We start from the raw sequence: 25,385 nt of genomic DNA on the forward strand, positions 1-25,385 counted from the left end.
CTGCAGATTAACGACGATCCAACGATCCACTGTACACGACCGACACACGCCAAGCTTATACCCCCTACTGCAACATCCTCCTATCCGATAACACCATTGCTTCCAGCTTGACTACTCACACCCGGATTCACTTTCAGGCAGCTGCACTACAAGCTCAACAAATGCTCATACGTCTCAGGTCTGCGATCCCGGTAAAACTGCCACACATTACGCACCTCACGAATCAGCTCCGTATCCATCTCGCCAATCACCACTTCGTCCTGATCCCTGCTGCCTATAGCGACCATCCGTCCCCTCGGGTCCACCAGATACGACTGCCCATAAAATTCACCCATATTCCATGGCCCTTCCACGCCTACACGATTAATTGCCGCTACGTAATAACCATTGGCTACCGCATGGGCCGGTTGTTCCAGCTTCCATAAATACTCCGAGGTGCCTGCGACTGTGGCGGATGGATTAAATACAATTTCGGCCCCTGCCAACCCGAGCAGACGTGCCCCTTCCGGAAAATGACGATCATAACAGATATACACCCCTACTTTGGCGTAGGCCGTATGGAATACCGGATAACCGAGATTACCGGGTTTGAAATAATACTTTTCCCAGAAGCCGTTTGTACCCTCTCCTGCCTCCACATGTGGAATGTGATGCTTGCGGTATTTGCCCAGATACGTGCCGTCCGCATCAATGACTGCCGCCGTATTATAATAGGAAGCAATTCCCTCCACCTCATACACAGGCAAAATAAGCACTACAGCAAGCTCCCTCGCCAGCTCCTGAAACCGTCTGGTCGTCGGACCTTCCGGCACCTGCTCGGCAGATGCGTACCATTTGGATGTTTGTTCCGTGCAAAAGTAGGGTCCATAAAAAACTTCTTGCAAGCCGATGATCTGTGCCCCTTGCATGGCTGCCTCACGTACAAGCCTGATGTGTTTCTGAATCGCCGCCTCCTTATGCACTTCAACAGGGGCTGCCCCCTCAACGTCATGGGAAGCTTGAATCAAACCGATACGGATTACACTCATAACGTCATCACACCTCCTCTGGTTATACAAACGAAGCTCTGTCATCTCGATAGCCGATTCTAGTCTGGATACCGATTCGAACTCATACCGCTGATGCACATGCTGCGAATCGTCCGATAGAGCACCTCCGTGCCCAGCGCAATATCCTCGGGGGACGAAAATTCACTTGGATGATGACTGATGCCATCCTTGCTTCGGACGAAAATCATGCCATAATCACACACATAAGACAGTGCCAATGCATCATGGAACGGGCCGCTCATCAGCTCTGGCAGGGGTAGATCAATCTCGTCTGCGGCAGAGCGAATGACAGACATGATCGACGCCGCACAATATCGAGGTTCGCTGTTGGTATCCTCGGTGACGGTATAAGTCAGACCATAACGAGAGCTGATCTCGTCCAGCAAAGTCATTAGCTGCCCTTGCAGCCGATTGCGACGCTTCATATCCATATCCCGTAAATCCAACGTAAAGCTTACTTCCTCAGGGATAATATTCCTCGAATCTGGGAACACCCTCAAACTTCCTACCGTACCAACCGTAGGCGCCTCCGGTTCCTCACGCACCATATCATCAAAAGCAGCGATTACTTTAGCACTGCCTGCAAGGGCATCATGACGCATCACCATCGGAACTGAACCCGCATGCCCGGCCATACCCTTCATCGTTACCGTGAGCCAGAGCGGCCCGGAGATCCCCGTCACAAGACCCACAGGAGCATTCATAGCTTCCAGCACAGGTCCCTGCTCAATATGCAGCTCCAGATAATGCCCGATAGAGCCAGGCGAATATACAGAAATATCAAAATCAGCTGGCGAACAGCCGCAGGCTTCCAGCGCCTCACGACGAGTAACCCCGCTCTTGTCCTGACGTTCGAGCTCCCCTTCCTCCAACTGATTTGTAATGCCGCGTGAACCAAACAATCCCTTGTTGAACCGTGACCCCTCCTCATCGCAAAAGGCAATGACTTCAATGGGCATTAACGGTTGTATACCTTGCTCAATCAAAGATTGCACGGCCTCCAGTGCACCTAATACACCAATAGCTCCATCATAACGTCCACCATACGGCTGCGAGTCGATATGTGAACCGATCATCAGGATCGGCAAGTCAGAATGCCTTCCCTCCAGACGACCAATTAAATTGCCAAAAGCATCAATTCGAGTCGAAAGACCTGCCCCTTCCATCCAGGCTTTGACCTGCTTCACGCCCTCCATGTCCTCCGGCGTAAGAGCAAGCCTGCATACACCCGTATCTGCAATCCGGCCAATCTGCGCAAGCTCCTCAATATGCTGCATCAGCCTCAGCTGATTAATAAACGGGTCGGTTGTTGTCTGCATCCTGCTTCCCTCCTTGCATCACCTTGTGCGCTTCATATTGCCATCCTCATCTCACTTGATGCGGTCTAATTCTGATAATCATGCAGACTGCCAAGGGCATTATATAAGCTGGTTGCGATGAGATCGAGTTCCTCCTCTGTGGTCACAAACGGTGGCGACAGTGTCAAAATATTAGCGAAGCCTGGCACCGTATCTCCATTCTTGCCAACCAATATGCCAGCCTGTTTACAATGAGCCAGCACCTTCATGACGCTCTCGGCTTTCGCTGGCGAACCGTCCGGCTCAATCATCTCGATACCGCAGGCGAATCCGAAGAGACGGATATCCCCCACGGACGGAAGTTGAAGCAGTGGCTCAAGCTTCTCGCCCAGTATGCGGCCCAGCACCGCTGCCCGGCTAACCAGCTGCTCCTGTTCCAGAATTTCAAGGTTTGCCAGCGCCACTCGGCAAGATACCGGGTTACCGCCAAACGTGTTTACATGCCGAAAGTGACTGTCATCGCCCGATTCCCGGAACAAGTCGTATAAGTCCGCTCTTACTGCTGTAGCGGAGAGCGGTGCATAAGCACTCGTCATGCCCTTGGCCATCGTAACGATATCTGGCTGCACCCCATAATTCTGATGGCCGAATCTCTGCCCCGAACGTCCAAAGCCGCAGATCACCTCATCCACAATGAACAGCACGCCATACCTCTGGCAGATATCCTGCACGATACGCATGTAATCCGGGGGTGGAACAATCATGCCACCGCCAGTAATAACCGGCTCCATAATAACGGCGGCTACCGTCTCCGGCCCTTCCCAGCGGATCACCTCTTCATAGATGGCTGCACATTCCAGTCCGCAGCTATCCTTGCTTTTGCCAAACGGACATCGGTAGCAGTATGGCGGAGGAACATGGGAAAAGCCTACGCCCAGCGGCTCGTATTTGATCTTGCGGGCAGCCTGCCCTGTCGCGCCAAGCGCTCCCATGGAATTCCCGTGATACGCCCGGTGACGGGAGATGAATTTGTGGCGAGTAGGCTGACCATTCTGATGGTGAAACTGACGGGCTATTTTGAAAGCTACCTCATTCGCATCCGAGCCGGAGTTCGAGAAGAAAATCCGATACGGCCCTTCGAGCCAGTCATTCAGCTTCTCTGCCAGCAAAATTGCAGGTTCATGACTCTGTGTCATCGGAATATAAGCGAGAGTTTTCATCTGTTCATAAGCGCTTTTGGCAATTTCCTCACGTCCATGCCCCACATTGACACACCATAGTCCCGACATTGCATCGAGATAACGTGCCCCCTCCTGATCGGTAATCCAGCTCCCCTCTCCGCTAACAGCAATCATTGGATGATCGTTATGCGGCGAGATGTGGTGCCACACGTACTTGCGATCCTTCTCCAGCCACTCCTCTCTCGTACCGCTCACGGGCTGGGACTGCTGATTTACAGAACTCATCGCTTTACTCCTCTCTGATCTGGCACAAGTATGCAGCGGCGTTTAATCGTACCAGCCATTTTTGATGTGCTTACTTCACAGCTTCTTCATACACACTCTTCTCCAATGCCTCATTCAGATTGGCTGCCTTTTTGATCAATCCATATTTCAGAGCGATATCCGCTGTTCGTGCAAATGACTCCTGCACAAAGCTCCCCACCTGCTTCTCGGTAAAGCCCTCCGGGCGAATCAGCTTTGCAATCTCTGCCAGCATCGTCACCTGGTGTTCACGGGTTGTGCTTCCCTCTGTCACATGACTCATGACGATGTCTACAGTCTCATCCTGATGATCAATGGCATAATTCCAGCCTTTCAGGATCGCACGGGTCACTTTGACCGCCATCTCATGATTGCTGTCCACCCAGTCCTTCTTGGCAATCAACGTATCCTCCAGCATACCAACTCCGGCGTCCTCAATATTGAAGACATCCAGATCAGATTCCTTCATACCGCTTTCGAGCACCACATGATATTCGTTATAGATCGTGGCCGTTGCCACATCCACCTGATCATTGAAAAACTGATCCATTGTAAAGCCCTGTTTGACAAGATTGATATCTTTTTTCGGATCAAGCCCATTCTTCTCCATAAAGGCAAGCACCTGAAATTGCTGACTACCGAACCAAGTGCTCACCTTCTTGCCTTTCATCTGCGCCGGGCTTGTAATCCCCGTGGACTTCTTCGCGATCAGCCGGTAACTGCTCTTCTGTGAGATCTGGGCAAGTGAAACGAGAGGCAGACCGTTATCACGGCTGACCAGCAGACTATCCACTCCTGTAATGCCCACATCGGCTGCTCCGTTGACCACCTGCTGCTCAATGACAACATCGGGCCCCCCTGGAATAATCTCCGCATCAATGCCTTCCTCTGCAAAGAAGCCCTTTTCCTTCGCGGCATAGATTCCGGCAAACTGCGCCTGAGGCACCCATTTGAGCTGAATTTTCACTTTGGTTAATGACGGATTAGCTGCCTCGCTCTCACCCGAGCTTGCAGCAGCGGGCTGCGATGGCTCGGATGAAGCCGAGCATGCCGAGAGCATCAAAATACAGAAGAGCAGCATCCATAAACCTGGCTTCAACGTTGTGTTCATATACAGAACGACCCCCTGCTTATATATGGATTTTGACGGCGCTACTGCGAAAGATGAAGTAAATGTCCTGTGATAGTACAGGCATCCTATACACTCTGTTCTCTTCCTGTTTCTATCGCTGCTCAACCAACTGTACGCGTTTGATTCCAGGGCAGCAGCTTTTTCTCCGTGAACACAACCAACTCATAGAGTACGATGCCGAGCAATGCTGCGATGACGATACAAGCCCAGGCCAGGGGCATGTTAGCCAGTCGAATCTGATCCGAAAGCAAATAACCCAATCCCTGTGAAGCGATAAAAAACTCGCCGACAATAGCCCCGATAATACTGGTTGACATGTTAATTTTCAGTCCCGCGAAAAGAGAGGGCAGTGCATGTGGCAGTCTGAGCTTCCAAAGGAATTGCTTCTGGCTCGCCGCCAGGCTATGCAGCAGTTCATCATATTGCGGCTGGATCGAGGTGAGTCCTTTGAACAGGCTGACCGCCATCGCAGCCATGGTAATGACCGATACAACGGCGATCCGGGACCAGATCCCGTCTCCGAACCAGTTGTTCATGATCGGGGCCAAAGCCACAATCGGAATAGCATTGAGCGCAGACAATACAGTGACAGCTGCCTTGCCGCTGTTCGGGAAAAATGAAGCTCCTGTGGCGGCCAGCGCTCCTAGCAGCGAGCCGATAAGAAAACCGCCCAGCATCTCGGTTCCGCTGTAGATGGCGTAGCGAAGAAGCATCTCTGCATTGTCGCGGATGGACAAGACAATCGCAGAGGGGACAGGAAGCTGATAAGCTTCCAGTGACAACAGGACGTGAAAGAAGTTCAACTGCCACAAGGTCAAACATGCGGCTCCTGCCAGCCAGGGCAGCAACGTACGGAAGAGGGCGCTTAGCTTGATGCCATCTCCTTCCGTATCCTTCCGGGAACCGTCGATCGGAATAACCGCATTTGCAGCTTGAACCGACTTTATTCTCGCGGGAGGCATCATACCCGCTGCGGCTTCAGCAGCTACTCCGGCGCCGGATGCTGTTCCCTCCTCACCTTTTCGTGGAAGTACAGAGCCTTCACTCATGCTGACCCGCCTCCTGTTGACCTGAATTCAGGCTGCCATGGTGTAAGCCAGCGTTCAATCAGGCTGATAAAAAGATAAGAGATCATGCCAATCCCCATGCTAAGCATGATGGTAGCCCAGAACATACCAACTTGTGCATGACCATAGTACAGTGAACTGACCATCAGTACGCCGAGGCCATCCGGCGCGCCCATCAACTCCACTACGATCGAGGAGGTCACTGCGAGCGGTGCTGCAATTTTCAAGCCGGAGAACAGCCCTGGCAGCGCCGACGGGATCAAACATTTGGTGTAATGTGCAGTCCGTGAGGCACCACTCGCCCGCATGAGCTCCAGATGTTCACGGGAGGCACCCTTTAAACCTTTTAACGTATGGATAATGATCGGGAAAAAGGTAACGTAAGCCGCCATCAGAATACGCGCCCAGGCAGCATTATGGATAATGCCATACACGATCGGCGCCAGTCCGATGACGGGGACCATCTGCGAAGATACAACATAAGGGGACAGGGTGCGCTCTAACCAGCCAGCGGCACTCATGAGCAGGGCCAGCAGCAGACCCAGCAGCGCCCCTCCGGCGAAGCCAAGAGCCGCATTCCCGAAGGTTACTGCGCCCTGTTCCGCCAGCGTGCCTGAATAACGGATGGATGCATCCATGACTTGATGAAGATACGGCAAGCGGGCAGCAGCCTGCTGAGGAGACATGAATAAATGTAATGCCCAGGCTATGCCTTCCCAAAGGATCAAAAGAGACATAATCCAGATCAGCACCCAGACACGATAGCCTGGTTTACCCAAACGCAGGAACATTGGATGCATCACGCTCCTCATGAAAACAGTTGCGAATCGTGGTTATCATCTGATAAAAGGCTTCCGTCTCTCTCAACTCGCTCTGTCGTTCGGCAGGCAGGTGCACATTATGAATGGAATGCACTTGGCCCGGATGGGCGGAGAGAACAATGATGCGATCGGATAAAAAGATCGCTTCGGGGATGCTATGGGTAACGAAGAGGAAGGTCTTGCCGGTAGAGCGTTTGATCTGCAGCAGCTCCAGCTGCAGCTTTTCCTTGGTGAACTCATCAAGGGCAGAGAAGGGTTCATCCATCAACAGAAGCGGCGGATCAAGGGCAAGCGCACGTGCAATGGACACGCGCTGCTGCATTCCTCCACTAAGCTGCCATGGGTAATGATCCGCGAACCGGGTCAGCCCGACCAGCTCCAGCAGTTCATCGCTAATGCGGCGGCACTCCTTCCGCGGGGTGCCCAGCAGTTCCAGGGGCAGTTCTACATTACGGCGAATGGTACGCCAATCGAAGAGGGCCGGTGTTTGAAAAACGATACCGAACTGCCTTTGCATTCGGGCTCGCCTCGGCTCTTGTTCTGCAACCCGAACACTGCCCGTTGTCGGCTGAAGCAGATCGGCCACTAAACGCAGCAGCGTTGATTTGCCGCAGCCTGAAGGCCCCAATAAAGAGACAAATTCGTTGGAGGCCACATGGAACGTCACACTGGATAGAGCGGTCACTTGCTGACTACCGCTGCCGAATACGACAGAGACATGATCCACATCAATAAGCTTGTTTGCGGAGGGAATGACAGCCTGATGGATCGGTGCTGGAGATTGAGAGGTCATAGGCATTCTCCTTTGCGGTATGAGAAGTATAGATATCATGAGCAGGTGGCAGATTAACCTACACGAAAGTAACAGGCTTTAGCTTGTTAGATACTACTATATCGTGTTGGGTGAAAAATACATTATACAAACTGTTTGGAAAATAGGCTGATCCATGTGACATACTGTAAAACGAAAGTGGTAGCGAGCAATTTTTCTATACATATACTGTAATGTGATGTAACAGATAACTTCCATATATCAAGCATCCCCCCGTACATCCTCCTCTGTAATCTGCGTATATTCATTTGTATTAATTGATCAAATATTCGGAAAATTTGACATACCCTCTCGTAATCACATGTGATTTCATGTATAACGTTGGATATAGACAGAGAATAGATCGCAGGCAAGCATCAGTACTACTTTAATACCAAGTCTCAAATCAGCTTGAAATCATTGAAAACAAAGCTGTTCAAAAGCTTTCAAATCCAGATATCGGGGTGGTCATGATGTTTGATTGGCTGGGATGGAAAAAAGGATTGCCGCTGTGGTGGTCTTATCGGTTGAATGCACACCGTACACATGATGTGGAGCAGATTTTTGAAGGGATTGCCGAAACCAGAAGACAGGTAATGATGGATTGGGCGAATGATCAGTGGAACCATCTGGAACGCTTGCTGCATCAGATCGAGTCGATCAGTCCCCGAGACGTGAAGCCTGGAACGCCACAGGCAGAGAAGCTGAGAACGTTGTTTAAGGCAAGCTATGCCCGATCACAGGATAGCACTGAATTGTTTATGCTGGACGAGCAGCATCAAGTCATATTTTCTACATATCAGAAACATATCGGACAACGTTACACTACACATGAAAACACCTCTTTTGAACGTGGATTAAACTATGTATTAACAGGTACACCCGGCCAAAAATGCTTGTATGGCCCTTATGCTGACCCGCTTACGCTGGAGATTGGGGCACGCTCATCTACGTTCCATGATGCCATTACCCTGATGTTTATTGCGCCTATCGTGCATCAAGGTAAATATGTGGGCGCTTTATGCAGCCGTATTCCCGGTGATGTGCTCGGTGATCTCATCCAGCGTGAATCGGGACATATCTATCCAGACTCGGGTGACAACTATGTGTTTATGGCCGAATCCGTACTAAGGCCTGAGTTGCAACCAGGAACTGCGTTGTCACGAAGCCGCTTCGAGGATCGAACGTTTACCCATGGAGAGAATCTAAAGGACGGCGTAACAACTGACTGGGGCATCGTCTCAGTGCAGGCGCATACAGAGCTTGAACTGATGTTCACTGATCCCTCCACAGGACAATTACATCCCGGTGTATCGAAAACGATTCAGAATGGCTCCAATCTGTTTGTAGCCTATCCCGGTTATTCGGATTATCGCCACATTGCCGTCATAGGTAAAGGCATTACCTTTCAGCTCCCTCACTGCCCGGATCGCTGGGGTATGATGTGCGAGGGAGATCTGGAGGAAGTGTATCGCATACGCAGTATCGGATGGCGCCAATCGAAACAACAAGGCATCTATATTCTGCTCTCGGCCATACTTGCAGCTGCCTTAATTTTTGCTCTGACAGGCAGTGGATGGAGTGCCGCTGCAATCGCCATCTTTAATGTTGTCTTTGGATCTTTAGGTGCGATGCAGCTGCATCGCAAACAATACAACCGCGTGCACGCAGACCTGCGGCGCCTAAGTCAATTCATTCGCATCAATGCGGAAGGCAAGGGGGATCTGACCCAGCGTCTGGATACGAATTCTTTTGCCCAGGACGAATCTGGCGAGCTGGCCAAATGGATTAATAACATGATTGATTCGCTTGAAAGCATCATGCTCAAAGTCCAGCGGGCTACAGAGGATGTCATGGATAATCAGCATCTCATGCGCGCTTCCACAGAGACAACGCAGGTGACTACAGACCGTGTCAATCTCAAGCTCGGTTCCATGATTCAAGCCATCCGTACCCAATTGCAGGATCTGGATCAAGCGAAGCAAGCCGCAGACCATATGCGTTTGACGCTGCAGCAGCTGGAGATGTCGGCGAACGAACAGATCGGCGTAGCCAGACAGGAGGTGGATCGCATCGGTGACAAAATGGTGCAAATCTCCGGCGCAGTATCCGATACAAACCAGACAATTCTGTCCTTCCTCGGCACCATGAAGGAGATCTATCGCGCTTTGGCGGTCATTGATGAAATATCTGCTCAGACGAATCTGCTTGCACTCAATGCAACAATTGAGGCCGCACGCGTCGGAGAGCATGGCCGCGGCTTCTCTGTCGTCGCTGAAGAGATTCGTAAGCTTGCTGACGTATCCCGCTCCTCTACGGAGGATATTCATCACATTCTGGATCGGATCTCGGTAGCGGCTAGCGCAGCTTCCAAGCAAATTACCGAGGGGGATCAAGTGCTTGCGGAAGGCACCAGTCTCGTTCAGGCAGCCTCCGAGCTTCTACAGAAAGCGACAGCTGAAGAAGCAGAACGTACACAAGTGGTGGATCAGGTCGTCTTTCTGATGGAGAATATTGCTGCGATCAGTCACCAGAATCGGGCTACCTCCGCCGAGGTTGAAGCCGAGATGATGGCTTTGATTCGGGATATGATGAAAGTGCAGCAGTCCTCCCACGATGTGGAGGCGATCACCCTCTTCCTGCAGCAAGTTGTGGGACAGTTCCAGCTGAACCAAACTGCCTGAATTGCTATCAGCGGACGTCATCATTGACGTGGATTGGAGAAATAGCTAAAATTTGATGCAACTGTTGCTTTCGTAATTGTCGTATCATTTATTATAGAAGATATCCAATCTGAACCGTTGAAAGGGTGGTCTGCATGGAACTGCTTCAGGATTCATTTGGCCGAATACATGACTACATCCGTATTTCCGTTACGGACCGCTGCAATCTGCGTTGCGTTTACTGCATGCCCGCGGAAGGCATGGAGTTTGCTCCACATGATGAAATTATGAGTTATGAAGAGATTGCGGAAGTGCTTAAAGTGCTCGCCCCCATGGGCATGCGCAAGGTTCGGCTTACTGGCGGGGAGCCGCTGGTACGGAAAGACCTGCACAAACTGGTGGGCATGATCTCTGCAATCGACGGCATTGAAGACATCGCTCTTACCACCAATGCGCTGCTGCTGGACAAACAGGCACAAGCGTTGAAGGATGCTGGCTTGAACCGTATCAATATCAGTCTCGACTCGCTGCATGCCGACCGCTTCTCCATGATTACACGTGGTGGAGATGTGAACAGGGTGCTGAAAGGGATTGAAGCGGCCACGGCTGTCGGACTTGCGCCGATCAAGCTGAATGTGGTGCTTATGAAGGGCATTAATGATGACGAGATCAAGGATTTCATCGCCATGACGATGGATCAGCCGTTGCATGTGCGATTTATTGAATACATGCCGATTGGGCAAGCTTCCGATTCCTGGCGCAAATCGTATCTGCCGCTGGAGGCCGTAACCGATGTGTGTGCAGAAGCCGGCTGGACGGTGGAGAACACCGAGGGTCCTGCCGGGAACGGCCCATCTCGAAACATGAAAATCAAGGGCTCCCAAGGTACGTTTGGCCTGATCCACCCGGTAAGTGATCATTTCTGTGACAATTGCAACCGGCTGCGCCTTACTGCAGATGGACATATCAAAGCCTGCCTGTATTGGTCAGACGAGTATAACGTTCGCCGTTATGTGAATGACCCGGACGCAATGGCCGCTCTGTTTCTGAAAGCACTCGGGACCAAACCGAAGAATCATGAAATGGCACTGGCACTGGAGAAAAAAATGCAGTCACATACCCCGACCGTACGGCGCATGTCGCAAATCGGTGGATGACAGGGAGAATTGTACGCGGTATTGGAACGGAAAAAATATTATCTGGCGTTACGGTGAGTTAGCAGACGAGAATATCATGTTCCCGTCTGTTTTTTTATACTGTTGTTTTAAAATGTATTAAAAATCAAATACAGTTCGCTTTTCACGGCTTCAAAAGTTGCAAAAATATTATAGACATATGCTCTTACGAGGTCTAAAATTTGCCTGTACATCTGACGATGTATAGTATACCCACATATGATATCTATCTAAACTATAGGAGCTGACCTTATTGAACATAGTAGAAGCACTCGTTGCAGCAAGTCCTTATTTTAAAATCATGTTAAAGGAACACGACATCATGATTGCCGTAACCGATACCGAGAAAATCTGGTATTACTCTCCCAGCAACAGTCTTGATCTTGGCCTCAAAGCTGGAGATCCCATCTCCCCTGAAGATCCTACACTACGTCGTGCACTAATGAAGGGTGAGACTTCAGCTAATCGCATTGACGCCAGTCTATATGGAACGGCCATCATTACGGCTGCAACTCCGCTTTACGACGATGAAAGAAACATTGCAGGGGTGCTTGCTATAGGTTTTTCACTTCACAACGAAGAAAAGCTGGAATACTTCACTAAGCTAATTACGGACATCAGCGGCAGACTGACAGATAGGGTACAGACTGTAGCTGCGCAGGCAGAGCAATTAACCGCATCCTCCACACAAATTCTCGACAATACCCGTCTGGCTGTGAAAAACTCTGGTGAGGTTAACAAAGTCGCCGTATTTATTCGCGAGATCTCAGAACAAACCAATCTGCTCGGTCTCAACGCAGCGATTGAAGCTGCAAGAGCTGGTGAGGCAGGTGCAGGATTCGGTGTCGTTGCATCCGAGGTACGTAAGCTTTCTACCGGAACCAAAGAAGCCACAGTTAACATTGAACGCTCTCTCAAGGATGTGCAGACTTCCATTCAGCAGATGGAGCAGGAGATTACATCCATTGCCCAGTCCAGCAATCAGCAGGCTGAAGTGGTGACCGAATTCAGTGAAATCATTGATAATCTGAACAGCGTGAGCCGCGATCTCAAATTGTTCATCGAATCCATGCTGCTGAGAGTAGAATAAAATAATACGTCAAACTTCCCGTGAATAGATCCGGGGAGTCTTTTTTAGTTACGAAGCATTCCCCCTCTCCCTCCACCCCGTCGGTCCGTCTATGAAGCAAAGAGCTTCCAGCACATCATCACCGCGATTCCAACCATAATCAGTGCGGATAAACGACTCAGTGCATGCCGAACCCGTCCAGTGTGATCCTTGCTTCGAACCAGCCTGCCCGCTCCTGCCAGTCCCAGAAACCACACCCAGGATACAACTGCTGTAGTTAGCGCAAAACTGACACGCTCCACCCCTCTATACTGAAGTGAACTGGTGCCAATCACTGCTACTGTATCCAGCAACGCATGAGGGTTGAGCAGGGAAACCGAAGCAGCAAATGTAATTTGACGTAATGCAGACATGGCCTTCGGGGCCTCCTCCTTGGAAGCAGATGACCTCCACAGTCCCCAAGCCATAAAGAGTAAAAACAGACTGCCTGCCCCGTATAAAGCATTGGTCAGCAGGGGCCATTGTACTAAAATGAGGGACAAGCCCCCCACAGCTGCTCCAATCAGCACTGTATCACTAATGCTTGCTGTAACGACAGCTGGCATTGCATGCAGGTATTTCTTTTGACTCAACCCCTGATTAAAAATAAATACATTCTGGACACCCAGCGGCAGAATCAGGCCAAAGGCCAGCACCACGGCATGAATCATGACTCCCATTCTTCCTCATCCCCCTTATCTGTGTCTTCAGAGTAAATGAGGCTTAAGCGCGTGTAACCAGCCACTTGGATGGTAAAGTACCCAACCAAATGATATAGTGAACGATACATAAGATATCGGAGGTGAAGCTTCCTGATGGGACGCAACCCTATTGATCAATCTTCCGGCATCCGTTGGAAGCCAAATCCCGCCCTTGATCTGCCTATGTATCGTCAGATTGAAGCCTATATTCGTCAGAAGATCACCACAGGTGAATGGTCTGCCGGTTACCGCCTCCCCTCTCAGCGAGCACTGGCAGCAGCGATGGGAGTGAATCGAAGCACACTGGTGACCGCTCTGGACAACCTTGCTGCGTCAGGTATGATTGAAGGCCGCCACGGAGGCGGAACCTATGTCACCGGTTCGAGCTGGCACAGCCTGGCTCATGCATCACTGCCCAATTGGAGCGAAGCTGCACAGGAGGGCTCGTATTATCCGAATCTGCCCGAGATTCAGCAGATCAATCAGGCCGAATTCCGCCCAGGCATTATTCGGCTGGGTACAGGCGAGCTTGCACCTGAGCTGATGCCCAATGCAGCGTTCAACGACATCCTTCAGACCTTGTCCTGCCGTACTCGGACCCTTAATTATATTGAACCTCAGGGCAGTCTGGAGCTTCGCAAGGCCCTGTCCCTGCACTTGCAAACCAGTGGCATTCAGGCTTCCCCAGATTCCATCCTGATTGTATCCGGCTCCCTGCAGGCACTGCATCTGATCTCGGTGGGGCTCCTGCCGCGTGGTTCGGCTGTGCTGCTGGAGAAGCCCTCGTATCTCTATTCCATTCATGCCTTTCAATCCGCCGGTTTGAAACTGAACGGTATTCCCCTGGATGAAGAGGGACTTGATCTCGGGCATCTGGATCGTGCCATCCAGATCGCGAAAAGGGTAAGCAGTGAGAACGGCGACGAATCTTTGCCACTGTTGTACACGATCCCGAGCTTCCATAACCCTACAGGTGGTGTAATGAGCAGAGAACGCCGGGAACAATTGCTGTCGCTCGCCCGTAGCTCCGGCATCTCCATTCTGGAGGATGCTGCTTATCAAGAGCTGTGGCTGGAACAGCCTCCCCCGCCCTCACTCAAAGCACACGACCTGGAGGGCCGGGTGCTGCATATGGGCACGCTCTCCAAAGCAGTCAGCCCGGGTCTTCGTCTTGGCTGGCTTGTTGGTCCTGTGCCCGTCATTCGGCGGCTTGCCGATATCAAGATGCAGACGGATTACGGCACCAGTTCACTTGCCCAGGAGGCAGCTGCAGCATGGTTTGCTGACGGTCATCACGCAAGCCACATGACATGGCTTCGACCTGAACTACGGAAACGCAAAGCGTTCATGCTCGCCTTATTGCAGCAGCACTTCCATGATATTGCCGAATGGACATCACCGGAAGGCGGCTTCTACATCTGGCTGCGTTTCTCCGTTGAACCGTTGTCCATGCGCCGCTTATTCCATGCCTGTCTGGATGAAGATGTGCTGATTCACCCCGGTTACCTGTATGATCGGCTGGATACAAAGCATATCCGACTCTCTTACGCCTATGCTTCCTTCGATGAGATGGAACGCGGATTAATCTGCCTTGCGCACGCGGCTCGTAAACTGCTGTGAACTTCAATACTAATTCGTCTATAATATGTCTTCTTCGTGTAAATAGTTAAGTTGACACATTCCCACCCTTAATGGTAGCGTTTACATTAGTTTCAGTTCAGATCTATCTATGTACGGCTTCATATGCTAACGCCATCATCGTCTCCTTATTAGGAAGTCCACGTTAAACTGATTATAATGAAGTGCATTAGTGCCGATGGCACAAGGCGAGTATTTTTCAACCTTTTACGAGGTGAATGTCATGGATATCCGTTCACAGCGTCGAGAGATGCCGCACCATAGACTGGCACACTGGCACCTTGACACATTAGCTCCCAATCATTGATTGCAAGATCAGCTTGTATAGTGAGCGAAGCCAAGAGGCTGCTTACGGGTGGACGATGCCTGATGAGACACTCGAGAACAATCATGAACGAGTGTCTCTCCACGCTGAGGACAAGCCACCTGAATCCTGCAAACGAAGACGTATATGATGCCATTGCTCCAGGGTGTTCATATTGCTCAGTTGCAGAGCAGACTGCTGAACACCGGCTTGCTGCAGTTCATCGGTTCCAACATACTGGCAGCCGATCTCTTCCAGCCAGCGGGTAACACGCAGTTGGTCATGAATCACATGCTGCTCCAGTTCAGGGAGTATCCTTCTGTGATATGCCCCGGCAAGCGGATGAATACGGCCCTCTACACGCGGAATAATAGCATTGCTGGCTGGATATTGGGCTGCAAGCCTCTTCATACCGTTGAAAAAAGAGGTTTGCAGGAGCGGCATATCACAGGCACTGACCAGATTCCACGCTGTTTTGGAAGCAGTTAACGCGGCATGAAGTCCCGCAAGAGGACCTTTCCCAGAATAATGATCCTGTACAAATTCCAAACCCTCATGGTCCATGGCACTATCCGCGGCTCGGTACATGGCTTCGTTGGGACCGGATGCCACGACGATGCGGGAAACAGCTGGTCTGATCACCTCTACAATATGTGTCAGCACAGTGGAACCGTTCAGCTCTAGCAGTGCTTTATGGCTACCCATTCGGCTGGATTGACCTCCTGCCAATATCATGCCTGTCCACTGTTCCTTTTCATGAATCATAGTTAACGGGAACACCTCTTTCCTGCAGGACTAAGGACTATGACTCTGACAATGCGTCAAGCTATGAATAGCATATGAGTCATACCCGACATTTAAGTTATCGCTTTGATCATCATTTTCCATTACAAGCCACACATGAATCTGTTACACCTGCACATAGGCCGAGTTGAGCTTCGTTTCGGTGAATCATCCGATAATGTCTATATTCTATAACGTTGAATCCCCTTTCAACAAATGATACATTGAACAATATGATTCGATTCGGAAAGGAATGGCTCAATTGGACAGATCTGCACCCGTGAGAGGCGCGTCCTCACTGGCCTCACTTAAACTATATAATTTTTTCATCTATGGAGCCATTTCGATCTTCGCCGGATTCCTTCAACTGTATCTTCAAGAGATTGGCATGACCAAGCTGGAGATTGGCAGCCTGATGGCGATTGGTCCCTTTGTCTCTCTGTTTGCCAACCCGTTCTGGGGCTTCTGGAGTGATAAATCACGTAATATTCGAATCGTGCTGATGATTATGATGGCAGGCACCTTTGTGCTCGCACAAGGGGTATTTTATGCGCCTACATATACGTGGATCTACGTGGCTATGATCTTGTTTTATTTTTTTCAAAGTCCATTGTTCGCTCAGACCAACAGTCTGATTCTTGGTTATATTGACGGCACGGGACAGAAATTCGGTACCTTCCGGCTCTGGGGCTCACTAGGCTGGGCACTGACCGCAGTCGCTGCCGGACCGGTGATTGATCGTTATGGCGTAGGCAGTGTTTCTATTATTTTTGCTTGCATGATTACTATTGCGTTTATGTTCTCGGTATTTCTGCCAAGGCAGCCTATCGCCTCTGATACACCGATTGTTACGTTAAGACGGTTTGGTAAGGTGATGTTTAATCCGTATTTTATGACCTTTATCGGTCTTGGTGTACTCGTCTCGGTACCTAATGCCATGAACAGCACCTTTATGTCGCTTTATATTGTAGAGATGGGCGGCGACAAGCAGATGGTCGGCTGGGCAATCTTCACATCCTCCATCCTGGAAGTAGGTGTGTTCCTGCTAATGGATCGACTGCTGAAACGCAAAATGAGCATGCTGCTAGGCTCTCTTATTCTGATCAGCCTGTTATTTGCACTGCGCTGGCAGCTTATGGCCCTGGCCTCAAGTCCGATGGAGGTTGTTTTTATTCAGCTCATGCACTCGGTCACCTTTGGCGGTTATTTCTATGTGGGCACACAGCTGACCATGCTATTTATTCCACGGCCCTATCGCTCCTCCGGGCAGGCGGTGTACACGATGGCTTGGGGTGGACTTTCCGGCGTTATTGCGGGCTTCTTCGGTGGCTGGCTGTTCCAGAGCTTCGGGGCTGAGGTGATGTATAGCATTGGTGTATTCTTCTCACTCATCGGCGCATTTGGCTTTGGCCTCATGTGGCTGTGGAACCGTCATAATGGATATCAACCTACGGTGCTGACGGAAATGGGCAATATGGATGAGGACAGATGATGGTTATGGAGATGGGTATGGAGATGGGTATGTTAATAGGAATAGGAATGGGAGTGGCTTAGGAGTAGGGATAGGCGGGCATTGGTAGCGGGGGAGCAGGAATTTCGCCAGTTCCGGTGCAACGAATCTCGACCAGTTCCCATTCTACGGCTAACGATCACCAGAAACCTTATTGGGGCCATTTCCAGACGTTTCACATTCTAACGATCCCCAGGAAGCTTATTTACCCTCAAACCGAGGAAAAATGCATACAAACACCACATTTGCAGGAAATAAGGTCTGTACGGATCGTTAGAATTCAGAAGGACCGAAAAACGGGCAAATAGCGTTTCCTGTGATCGTTAGATTTTTTAACTATAGGCTGAGGGTGGCAGGTTAGTCGTGAGCAAGGGTACGTGGGGTCGAGATAGCTACAGAGTCATCGTAGTGGCTGGTGCATTGGCTGGTGGTGGTAAGTGAGCCAGAGTCTCAAGGGGTGAATGGGGAGGTCTGGGAGGGATGCTTGGAACGTTGGTGTTTACTTACTATTGCTACGGCGGTCGACGCGGTAGGATTTCAGTAAATACGTTGGTTAATCTAAAAAAGTTACTCTAAAAGCTACCTTGACACAACAAAAAGGGCGTCCCGTCATGAACATGACCAGGAACGCCCTTTCTTCATACTTGCGTAGCATGTTTATGCAATGCCCATCCTGCCCGTCTTAGCTCTAACACATGTGGATCGGCCGACCCACGTCATGCAGCGAAGAACTGCACCGCGCACAGAAGCCTGAGAAACAGTGCAAAAAGACTACGCCGAGGTACATGAACATTACCGTAAGGTGCATCGTTCATGTCCTCAATCAGTCAACGATTACCGTTCACTTGTACCACGTTTTAAGCAAGCCCCACACTCTCTGCCTTATGCCTTTGGCAATTGGAATGAGCTTTTCAGCGATACGACGCGGTTAAATACCGGGCGTCCTGGCTCAGAGTGTTTCGGATCCACACTGAAGTAACCGTGACGGAAAAACTGGAACTTGTCCTGTGGTTTCGCTTCTTTCATCTCCTGCTCCACGAAGCCATGAACGATCTCCAGCGAGTTCGGGTTCAGCTGATCCAGGAACGTTTTCTCCGGCTGCTCGACAGTCTCTGCTCCAGCGCCAGTCACATCTGCCTCCATCTCAGCCCCTGCCACGGCGGCTTCCACTTCTACCTCAGCCTCCGGTGCGTCTGCCGAAATCAGCGGCTCGTACAAACGGAATTCAGCGGGTACAGCTTGAGTTGCTTCTACCCAGTGAATCGTGCCTTTCACTTTACGTCCCGTAAAGCCGCTGCCACTCTTCGTTTCGACATCATAGGTGCAATGAATCTCAACGACATTACCGTCTGCATCCTTGATCACATCATTACATTTAATGAAGTAGGCATGCTTCAGGCGAACTTCGTTGCCAGGGAACAAACGGAAGTATTTGTTCGGCGGATTCTCCATAAAGTCGTCTTGCTCGATATAAATCTCGCGGGAGAACGGAATTTGGCGGTTGCCCATCTCTGGATTTTCCACATTATTCTCAGCTTCCAGCCACTCGACTTGTCCCTCTGGATAGTTGGTGATCACTACTTTGAGCGGGTGCAGCACAGCCATCGTACGTGGAGCCTTCAGCTTCAGATCCTCACGAACAAAGTGCTCCAGCGTTTGCAGATCAATTACACCATAGTTTTTGGAGATGCCTGTTTCGTATACAAAATCACGAATGGCTTCCGGTGTGTACCCCCGGCGGCGCAGACCCGAGATCGTCGGCATACGTGGATCATCCCAGCCATCGACATGACCTTCGTCCACAAGCAGCTTCAGCTTGCGTTTGCTCGTGACCATCTGGGACAAGTTCAGGCGGCCAAACTCGTATTGACGCGGCTGACTTTCCATCTCACACTCTGCAATAACCCAATCATAGAATGGGCGTTGATCCTCAAACTCCAGGGAACAGAGGGAGTGAGTTACACCTTCAATCGCATCTTCGAGCGGGTGTGCAAAAGCGTACATCGGATAGATGCACCATTTGTCGCCCGTGTTATGGTGGTGTGCATGAGAGATACGGTAAATGACCGGATCACGCAGGTTGATGTTAGGCGAAGCCATATCAATCTTGGCACGCAGCACTCTCTCTCCGTTCTGGAACTCGCCTGCACGCATGCGTGTGAACAGGTCGAGATTCTCCTCCACGGAACGCTCGCGGAACGGGCTGTTTTTGCCCGGCTCGGTTAGCGTTCCACGCATTTGACGGATTTCGTCGGCGCTTTGATCGTCGACGTAGGCTTTACCTTTTTCAATAAGCAAAACCGCACGGTTGTACATCTCATCGAAATAATCCGAGGCAAAACGTTTCTCGTTCCACTCGTATCCGAGCCATTTCACGTCTTCCTGGATGGAATTCACGTACTCTACGTCTTCCTTCACCGGGTTCGTATCATCAAAGCGCAGATTCGTCTTGCCGCCAAACTCGCCGCCCAGCGTAAAGTTGATCCAGATCGCCTTCGCATGACCAATATGCAGATAACCGTTCGGTTCAGGAGGAAAACGGGTAATAACTTCCTGGACTTTGCCCGACCGGAGGTCTTCGGTAATGATATTTTTAATAAAGTTAGGTGGGGTTGTGAAGCGATTGTCCACAGGTATCAAACCTTTCATGAATGGATTGGAGCTTGCCAACATTACAAGCAATTCCGGGTAAAATTCCTTATGTACGAAGCCATTTACTGAAAACATCTGCTTTCATGGAAAGTTTCGTACGCGTTTCATTTAAATATACCTTTAACGGGGAAGGAGTTCAATAAATAACCGCACCAAAATCAGGATCAGACGCACACGCCGCCCGCTTCAAGTTAGGCCTAATACCATTTTGACGAGTTCGCACGAATCATGTAGCATGTTAGTAAAACTAATTTTAAGGGAGGGTTTCCCAAATGAACGCGCTAAAACTGACCAAAGAACAGCAGGCGGAAGCCATTCGTACGATCCAGTCGTATTTTGAAGAAGAACGCGGTGAAGAGTTGGGCGCTCTGGCGGCATCGGGTGTGCTCGATCTGTTTATGACACAGCTTGCTCCCTACATATATAATCAGGCACTCAGTGACGCACGCACCACGGTTAACCAGCGCATGGCCTCCATGGAAGAGGATCTGTTCGCATTGGAGCGCAAACTCCCCCGCCCTCCCCGCTAATCTACCTATTATATAAAGAAAGAAGGTTGCAATCATGTTTACCTATTCATTGGATGAATATACGGAGCTTCGCCCACTTTTGATGGAGCACACCAAACCGCTGTTTGAACTGACGGATCGTTCCCGGGATCAACTCAGACATTGGCTGCCGTGGGTGGATCAGGTGACCGAGATTGAACATACATCGAAATTCATTACAGGCGCGTTAAAGCAAGCGGCCGAGAATGGCGGCTTCACTGCAGGCATCTGGTTAAAAGGCGATCTTGCAGGCATTATCGGTTTTCACGAGATTAACTGGGCGAGCCGCTCGGTAAGCATCGGGTATTGGCTTGGTAAAGGTTTTGAAGGACAAGGCCTGATGACCAGCGCCTGCCGTGTCCTGGTGGATTACGCGCTCGTAACACTGGACCTGAACCGGGTCGAGATTCGCTGCGCGACCAACAACAAACGCAGCCGCGCCATCCCGGAACGACTGGGCTTTGTGCTTGAAGGGGTCATTCGTCAGGCAGAGAAGCTGCCCAAGGAATATGTGAACCATGCGGTGTACGGCATGCTGCAGCATGAATGGGAACTTTTGCGATAAACCAAGCCTTACATAATGGACAGCCACAGCAGGATATGCGAGCCGAACTCATGATATCAAAATAAATGATGACTCTCCCTGCTTCCACATAGCCCCTCGCCTGTGACAGTGACATTCACCCTGCCACAGATGAGGGGTTATTGTGGTTATGAATCCATATTTTACTTCAACCTAAGGTTGTCTTAATCTAAATTTCATGCTTCGCACCTAAGATAGCGTTGTGGTGCTGTAACCACACACTAAACCAAGGAAGAAGGATGATCACGGATGAAGAGAAGCACAACATCAAAGGCAATAAAAGTCACCAGCGCTTTAGCTCTCACGATTGCACTTAGCGGCGCCTTGCTGGCCACCGCGGCGGTTCATGCAGACCCTGCGGCGAAAGCATCCGATGCACTCCAGAACAAACGCACTGCCCCGATTGGTTCCCATATATTAATACCGCCCGGCGAAGCTGAAATAGGGCTTGGACCTGGGTTCGGTCCTCACGCCAAAGGAGTTCTGTCCGTGCTTGGCATCACAAAGGATGAGTTAAAAGAAGCCATCCAAGCAGATCACTCCCTTGCCGAGATCGCAGCCACAAAGAATGTGGAGGTACAGACGCTTATAGATCAACTTGTTGCTACGGAGAAAAAGGAACTGCAGCAGCAGCTCTCGGACTCCAAAATCACGCAAGCTCAATATAATGAGCGGCTTGCAGCTCTAACGGAGCGTGTAACCAAGCTTGTAAAAGAAAAGCCATCGGAAATACGCGCTCATAGACCTGAACCTGGTCTTCTGCCTGAACTTGGCTTACCTGGCGGGGTTGGACTTGGACCCGAACTAGACCGAAACGTGGACAAGCTTGCGTCTTTGCTGGGCGTGACAGCCAATGAATTAACCTCATCCCTGAAAAATGGTAAATCCCTCGCAGAGATTGCGACCGCCCAGAATGTAAAGGTACAGACGGTCATTCAGCAGCTTGTGAACGATAGAAAGACCGACCTGCAGCAAGAGCTGAAGGACGGCAAAATCACACAGGCTCAGTATGATGAGCGGGTAGCTGACCTAACCGGGCGGATTACAGATCTGGTGAACGGCACTCGGCCATCGGTTGGACCAGAGCATCGCCATGGCTCACGCTTGAAAGATAAATCCGGCTCCTCAGCTATCTCTTCACCAAAGGGCGATGTAGAAGACAAGACAACTTCTGAGGCTGATCAAAGTCCTGCGTAATCTGATCGGGTCTACTCTGTTATCAAACTTAATCTAATCTATCTGATCAAGCTCCATGTAACTTAATCCCCATGCCCATGCCAAGTCCCTCCTTTTCGCGCTGATTACAGCGGTACAAGGAGGGACTTTATTGCGGTTCCGACAGAAACGTTACAGAAAAACGCTACTGCTCGCATCCATAGTTAACCGTACGTGAATCCATGAAGAGTTTCTTAAAGCGCACGCACCATACCGCCATCCACAACCAGCGAAGCCCCCGTAATATACGTATTGGCCCCGGATAACAGGAAGACGACCGCTTTGGCAAATTCCTCCGGCTCACCGTAACGTGCAAGCGGAATCTCTTTGCGGAATTGCTCCGCAATTTCGTCTTCACTGACCCCGTTCTGCTCTGCGCGCGCCGTATCCAGCTCACGAATGCGATCTGTCGCGATGCGCCCAGGAGCTACGGTATTGATCAGAATGCCATACGGTGCAAGCTCCTGAGAAAGTGTTTTGGCAAGGCCAAACACACCCGTACGGAACGTATTCGATAAAATCAGACCGGGAATCGGCTGCTTGACCGAAGTGGAGGCAATGTTGACGATATGCCCTCCGTTTGTTTTCATGTGCGGAAGCACCCCCCGAATCAGCCGGACATAACTAAGCATGTTCAGTTCAAACGCACGCTCCCAGTCCTCGTCCGTCAGCGATTCAAATGAGCCGGAAGGCGGGCCGCCTGAATTGTTCACGAGAATGTCAATCTGTCCAAACTGCTCTGCTGTTGTCTGAATCAATGCTGCAATGTCCTCCTTGCGGGTGACATCGGTTGCGACGTATTCCACACGTCCACCGCCACCAAGCGCCAGCAGCTCTTCCTTCACTGCCGCGAGCTTGTCCTCGCTCCGGCTAGCCAGCATCACATCGGCACCTTCCAATGCCAGCTGTGACGCAACCGCTTTGCCCAGGCCGCGACTGGAGGCCAGCACCAGTGCTTTTTTACCGCGAAGTCCCATATCCATCGTTGTTCCTCCTTAGTTAACTTCTAAATTACCCACACAATCGTCTATGTCTCCAGAAAATAAGCCATCAAAATATCGTCTACATCCCTGCCGCCGATCCGAAATTCGGATACAAGCCTGCCCTCGGTTATAAATCCACATTGCTCATAGAAGGCCACCGCTCCAGGGTTGCTGGACAACACGCGCAGCCTGAGCTTCTGAATGCCCTGCTCCATCGCATACTGCTTCATAGCTCTCATTAGAGCTGTCGCCACGCCGGAGCGGCGATATTCGGGGTGAACTGCAATATGAATCTCATATACGTGGCGGTTCACAGGCATGCCTGTCGGAGGATGAAAGCCTACATATCCGCATACCCGATCCTCCTGCACCGCAATCAATTGACTGCCCGGCGGGCAATATTGCAAATACTGTTGTCTGGATCGCCATTGCATCGGAGCAGGCGAGTTGCACGCATCCCAGACCAGCATATCCAGCTCCATCAGCTGGTTTGCATCCTTCATCTCGGAAGCGCGAATCTTGTACGTATGACTGGTAAGCATGCCAATTCAACCTTTCGTATACCTTCATTCTGTATATATTGTAGCATAGCCGCTGTGTGGACTTAAATTCCGCTTCCATATGAACAAACCGTGAAAAACACTTCACCTTGCCGTAGCGTCATCGTTTATACTGATTCCATTACAATCACTGAACATATCGTCTCATAAGATAGGAAGGTGTAACGGATTGAATATCAAAGAAGCCGCATCCCGGTTGAGAATATCGGCAAGAGCCATTCGTTTTTATGAGGAAAAAGAATTGATTCGTCCTGCCAAGCAGCACGGCAATGGATACCGCATATATTCGGAACATGATATCTGGCGCTTGCAGACGATTGCTGCGCTGCGCGAGATTGGCATGTCCTTACAGGATATTCATCATGCCCTTGCCGAGATTGATCAGGGCAATCAGCAAGGGCTGGAGGAATACCTGGAGCTGCAACAAGCGGTAATGTACGCCCAGTGGGTCGAGTTGAAACGGATGATGGATACTACCCAGCGTATGATCGAGCTGAACCGTCAGGACGGGCCACTGGATGTCAGTCATCTGCATGATCTGGCAGGTAGTGCACGCCGCCTGCGGGAAGCACGGCAGAACTGGCATGATCGCTGGAATTATGATCAGCAGGCAGCAATTCACGATCTGCGTGTTCAATCGGATTGGACCACAGCCGACAAACCGTTCAGCCTGTACCATAATTATGATGAAGCCTTAGAGCAGACCGTGCAGTGGATCTCTCCTGTACATGGGGAAGCTGGCTTGGACATCGGGACTGGAACAGGCAATCTGGCCGGCAGATTGCTGAATCAGGGTGCCGTCATGACCGGGAGCGATCAGTCACGGGAAATGCTGCGAACATGCCGCAGAAAATATCCGCAGATGCATGTGAAGCTTGGTAATTTTCTGGCGCTTCCTTTCGCCGATCAGTCCTTTGACTTTGTCGTATCCAGCTTTGCCTTTCATCATCTGGGCCCGGATCAGCAGCGGCTGGCATTGGAGGAAATCCAGCGGGTGCTCAAGGCTACCAGCACGGGAAGGATTTGCCTTACCGACCTGATGTTTACCGACGCTACGCACCGCGACACTCACCGAAGGCATGCTGTCGCATCTGGAGATGCAGAACGGCAGCAGGCTATGCGTGAGCGCCATTTTCCATTGCTGGATGAACTGTGTGGCTCGCTGAACAACCTGGGCTACGAGACCAGACACATGCGGCATAATGAGCTTCTTCACACGGTGCTGGCGGTTCCAATGGGATAGACATTCTTCAGCAACCTCTGGTATGACTCGTGTTCAATACAAAAGGGCCAACCCTTG

At 50.7% G+C, this 25,385-nt stretch carries 21 protein-coding genes; 9 read left to right on the forward strand and 12 right to left on the reverse strand.

The window, feature by feature from the left end; translation table 11 throughout:
• Nucleotides 1–146 precede the first annotated feature (146 nt).
• The 7 genes from DFQ00_RS06655 to DFQ00_RS06685 all read right to left on the reverse strand — a co-directional run bounded on the left by DFQ00_RS06655 (nucleotide 147) and on the right by DFQ00_RS06685 (nucleotide 7,644).
• A complete protein-coding gene (locus tag DFQ00_RS06655; RefSeq protein ID WP_110895692.1) occupies nucleotides 147–1,028 on the reverse strand; it encodes a nitrilase-related carbon-nitrogen hydrolase in 882 nt (293 codons plus the stop codon).
• 59 nt (nucleotides 1,029–1,087) lie between these two features.
• Nucleotides 1,088–2,368 carry a M20 family metallo-hydrolase gene (locus tag DFQ00_RS06660; protein WP_110895693.1) on the reverse strand — a complete coding sequence of 427 codons (1,281 nt, stop codon included), beginning with the start codon at nucleotides 2,366–2,368 and terminating at the stop codon, nucleotides 1,088–1,090.
• Between the two features lie 65 nt (nucleotides 2,369–2,433).
• Nucleotides 2,434–3,813: an aspartate aminotransferase family protein gene (locus DFQ00_RS06665; RefSeq protein WP_110895694.1), complete on the reverse strand. Its 1,380-nt coding sequence runs from the start codon at nucleotides 3,811–3,813 to the stop codon at nucleotides 2,434–2,436.
• 70 nt (nucleotides 3,814–3,883) lie between these two features.
• On the reverse strand, nucleotides 3,884–4,942 hold the full coding sequence (locus DFQ00_RS06670) for an ABC transporter substrate-binding protein (protein ID WP_110895695.1): 1,059 nt from the start codon (nucleotides 4,940–4,942) through the stop codon (nucleotides 3,884–3,886).
• A 122-nt stretch (nucleotides 4,943–5,064) separates the two neighbouring features.
• Complete coding sequence (locus tag DFQ00_RS06675; protein ID WP_244213711.1) at nucleotides 5,065–6,012, reverse strand: ABC transporter permease; 948 nt, start codon at nucleotides 6,010–6,012, stop codon at nucleotides 5,065–5,067.
• Complete coding sequence (locus tag DFQ00_RS06680) at nucleotides 6,009–6,830, reverse strand: ABC transporter permease (RefSeq protein ID WP_244213712.1); 822 nt, start codon at nucleotides 6,828–6,830, stop codon at nucleotides 6,009–6,011. The genes DFQ00_RS06675 and DFQ00_RS06680 overlap by 4 nt, the downstream gene beginning before the upstream one ends.
• Nucleotides 6,802–7,644, reverse strand: coding sequence for an ABC transporter ATP-binding protein (locus tag DFQ00_RS06685; RefSeq protein ID WP_110895697.1), 843 nt, complete (start codon nucleotides 7,642–7,644; stop codon nucleotides 6,802–6,804). Before DFQ00_RS06685 ends, DFQ00_RS06680 begins: the two co-directional genes overlap by 29 nt.
• Nucleotides 7,645–8,132: 488 nt before the next feature.
• On the opposite strand from DFQ00_RS06685, the gene DFQ00_RS06690 reads away from it, so the two are divergent.
• The 3 genes from DFQ00_RS06690 (at nucleotide 8,133) to DFQ00_RS06700 (ending at nucleotide 12,590) form a co-directional block, all read left to right on the forward strand.
• Nucleotides 8,133–10,346, forward strand: a complete 2,214-nt coding sequence (locus DFQ00_RS06690; RefSeq protein WP_341866250.1) for a methyl-accepting chemotaxis protein — start codon at nucleotides 8,133–8,135, stop codon at nucleotides 10,344–10,346.
• Between the two features lie 134 nt (nucleotides 10,347–10,480).
• A complete protein-coding gene (moaA, locus tag DFQ00_RS06695) occupies nucleotides 10,481–11,482 on the forward strand; it encodes a GTP 3',8-cyclase MoaA (RefSeq protein ID WP_110895699.1) in 1,002 nt (333 codons plus the stop codon).
• Between the two features lie 271 nt (nucleotides 11,483–11,753).
• Nucleotides 11,754–12,590 (forward strand): methyl-accepting chemotaxis protein, encoded by an 837-nt coding sequence (locus DFQ00_RS06700; protein ID WP_110895700.1) that lies wholly within the window; start codon nucleotides 11,754–11,756, stop codon nucleotides 12,588–12,590.
• Between the two features lie 89 nt (nucleotides 12,591–12,679).
• Here the strand turns inward: DFQ00_RS06700 and DFQ00_RS06705 are convergent, their stop codons facing one another.
• Complete coding sequence (locus DFQ00_RS06705) at nucleotides 12,680–13,288, reverse strand: LysE/ArgO family amino acid transporter (protein WP_110895701.1); 609 nt, start codon at nucleotides 13,286–13,288, stop codon at nucleotides 12,680–12,682.
• A gap of 135 nt (nucleotides 13,289–13,423) precedes the next feature.
• Between DFQ00_RS06705 and DFQ00_RS06710 the strand changes: the two genes are divergently transcribed.
• Complete coding sequence (locus DFQ00_RS06710; RefSeq protein ID WP_110895702.1) at nucleotides 13,424–14,929, forward strand: aminotransferase-like domain-containing protein; 1,506 nt, start codon at nucleotides 13,424–13,426, stop codon at nucleotides 14,927–14,929.
• 406 nt (nucleotides 14,930–15,335) lie between these two features.
• Here the strand turns inward: DFQ00_RS06710 and mobA are convergent, their stop codons facing one another.
• A complete protein-coding gene (mobA, locus tag DFQ00_RS06715) occupies nucleotides 15,336–16,016 on the reverse strand; it encodes a molybdenum cofactor guanylyltransferase (RefSeq protein ID WP_110895703.1) in 681 nt (226 codons plus the stop codon).
• A 271-nt stretch (nucleotides 16,017–16,287) separates the two neighbouring features.
• Between mobA and DFQ00_RS06720 the strand changes: the two genes are divergently transcribed.
• Nucleotides 16,288–17,526: an MFS transporter gene (locus DFQ00_RS06720; protein ID WP_110895704.1), complete on the forward strand. Its 1,239-nt coding sequence runs from the start codon at nucleotides 16,288–16,290 to the stop codon at nucleotides 17,524–17,526.
• A gap of 900 nt (nucleotides 17,527–18,426) precedes the next feature.
• Here DFQ00_RS06720 and DFQ00_RS06725 read toward each other — a convergent pair.
• On the reverse strand, nucleotides 18,427–20,193 hold the full coding sequence (locus DFQ00_RS06725; protein ID WP_110895883.1) for a glutamine--tRNA ligase/YqeY domain fusion protein: 1,767 nt from the start codon (nucleotides 20,191–20,193) through the stop codon (nucleotides 18,427–18,429).
• Between the two features lie 275 nt (nucleotides 20,194–20,468).
• On the opposite strand from DFQ00_RS06725, the gene DFQ00_RS06730 reads away from it, so the two are divergent.
• From DFQ00_RS06730 to DFQ00_RS06740, 3 genes are all read left to right on the forward strand, one after another.
• Nucleotides 20,469–20,726: a DUF2164 domain-containing protein gene (locus tag DFQ00_RS06730; protein ID WP_110895705.1), complete on the forward strand. Its 258-nt coding sequence runs from the start codon at nucleotides 20,469–20,471 to the stop codon at nucleotides 20,724–20,726.
• Nucleotides 20,727–20,760: 34 nt separating this feature from the next.
• A complete protein-coding gene (locus tag DFQ00_RS06735) occupies nucleotides 20,761–21,309 on the forward strand; it encodes a GNAT family N-acetyltransferase (RefSeq protein WP_110895706.1) in 549 nt (182 codons plus the stop codon).
• 267 nt (nucleotides 21,310–21,576) lie between these two features.
• On the forward strand, nucleotides 21,577–22,524 hold the full coding sequence (locus DFQ00_RS06740; RefSeq protein WP_110895707.1) for a hypothetical protein: 948 nt from the start codon (nucleotides 21,577–21,579) through the stop codon (nucleotides 22,522–22,524).
• A 212-nt stretch (nucleotides 22,525–22,736) separates the two neighbouring features.
• Here DFQ00_RS06740 and DFQ00_RS06745 read toward each other — a convergent pair whose 3' ends face one another.
• Together DFQ00_RS06745 and DFQ00_RS06750 are read right to left on the reverse strand one after the other, a co-directional pair.
• Complete coding sequence (locus DFQ00_RS06745) at nucleotides 22,737–23,525, reverse strand: SDR family oxidoreductase (protein ID WP_110895708.1); 789 nt, start codon at nucleotides 23,523–23,525, stop codon at nucleotides 22,737–22,739.
• Between the two features lie 44 nt (nucleotides 23,526–23,569).
• Nucleotides 23,570–24,067, reverse strand: a complete 498-nt coding sequence (locus DFQ00_RS06750; RefSeq protein ID WP_110895709.1) for a GNAT family N-acetyltransferase — start codon at nucleotides 24,065–24,067, stop codon at nucleotides 23,570–23,572.
• A 187-nt stretch (nucleotides 24,068–24,254) separates the two neighbouring features.
• Here DFQ00_RS06750 and DFQ00_RS06755 point away from each other — a divergent pair, with 187 nt between their 5' ends.
• A complete protein-coding gene (locus tag DFQ00_RS06755) occupies nucleotides 24,255–25,328 on the forward strand; it encodes a methyltransferase domain-containing protein (protein WP_110895710.1) in 1,074 nt (357 codons plus the stop codon).
• Nucleotides 25,329–25,385 lie beyond the last annotated feature (57 nt).

This window comes from Paenibacillus barcinonensis, from assembly GCF_003217495.1.
Classification (GTDB): domain Bacteria; phylum Bacillota; class Bacilli; order Paenibacillales; family Paenibacillaceae; genus Paenibacillus; species Paenibacillus barcinonensis.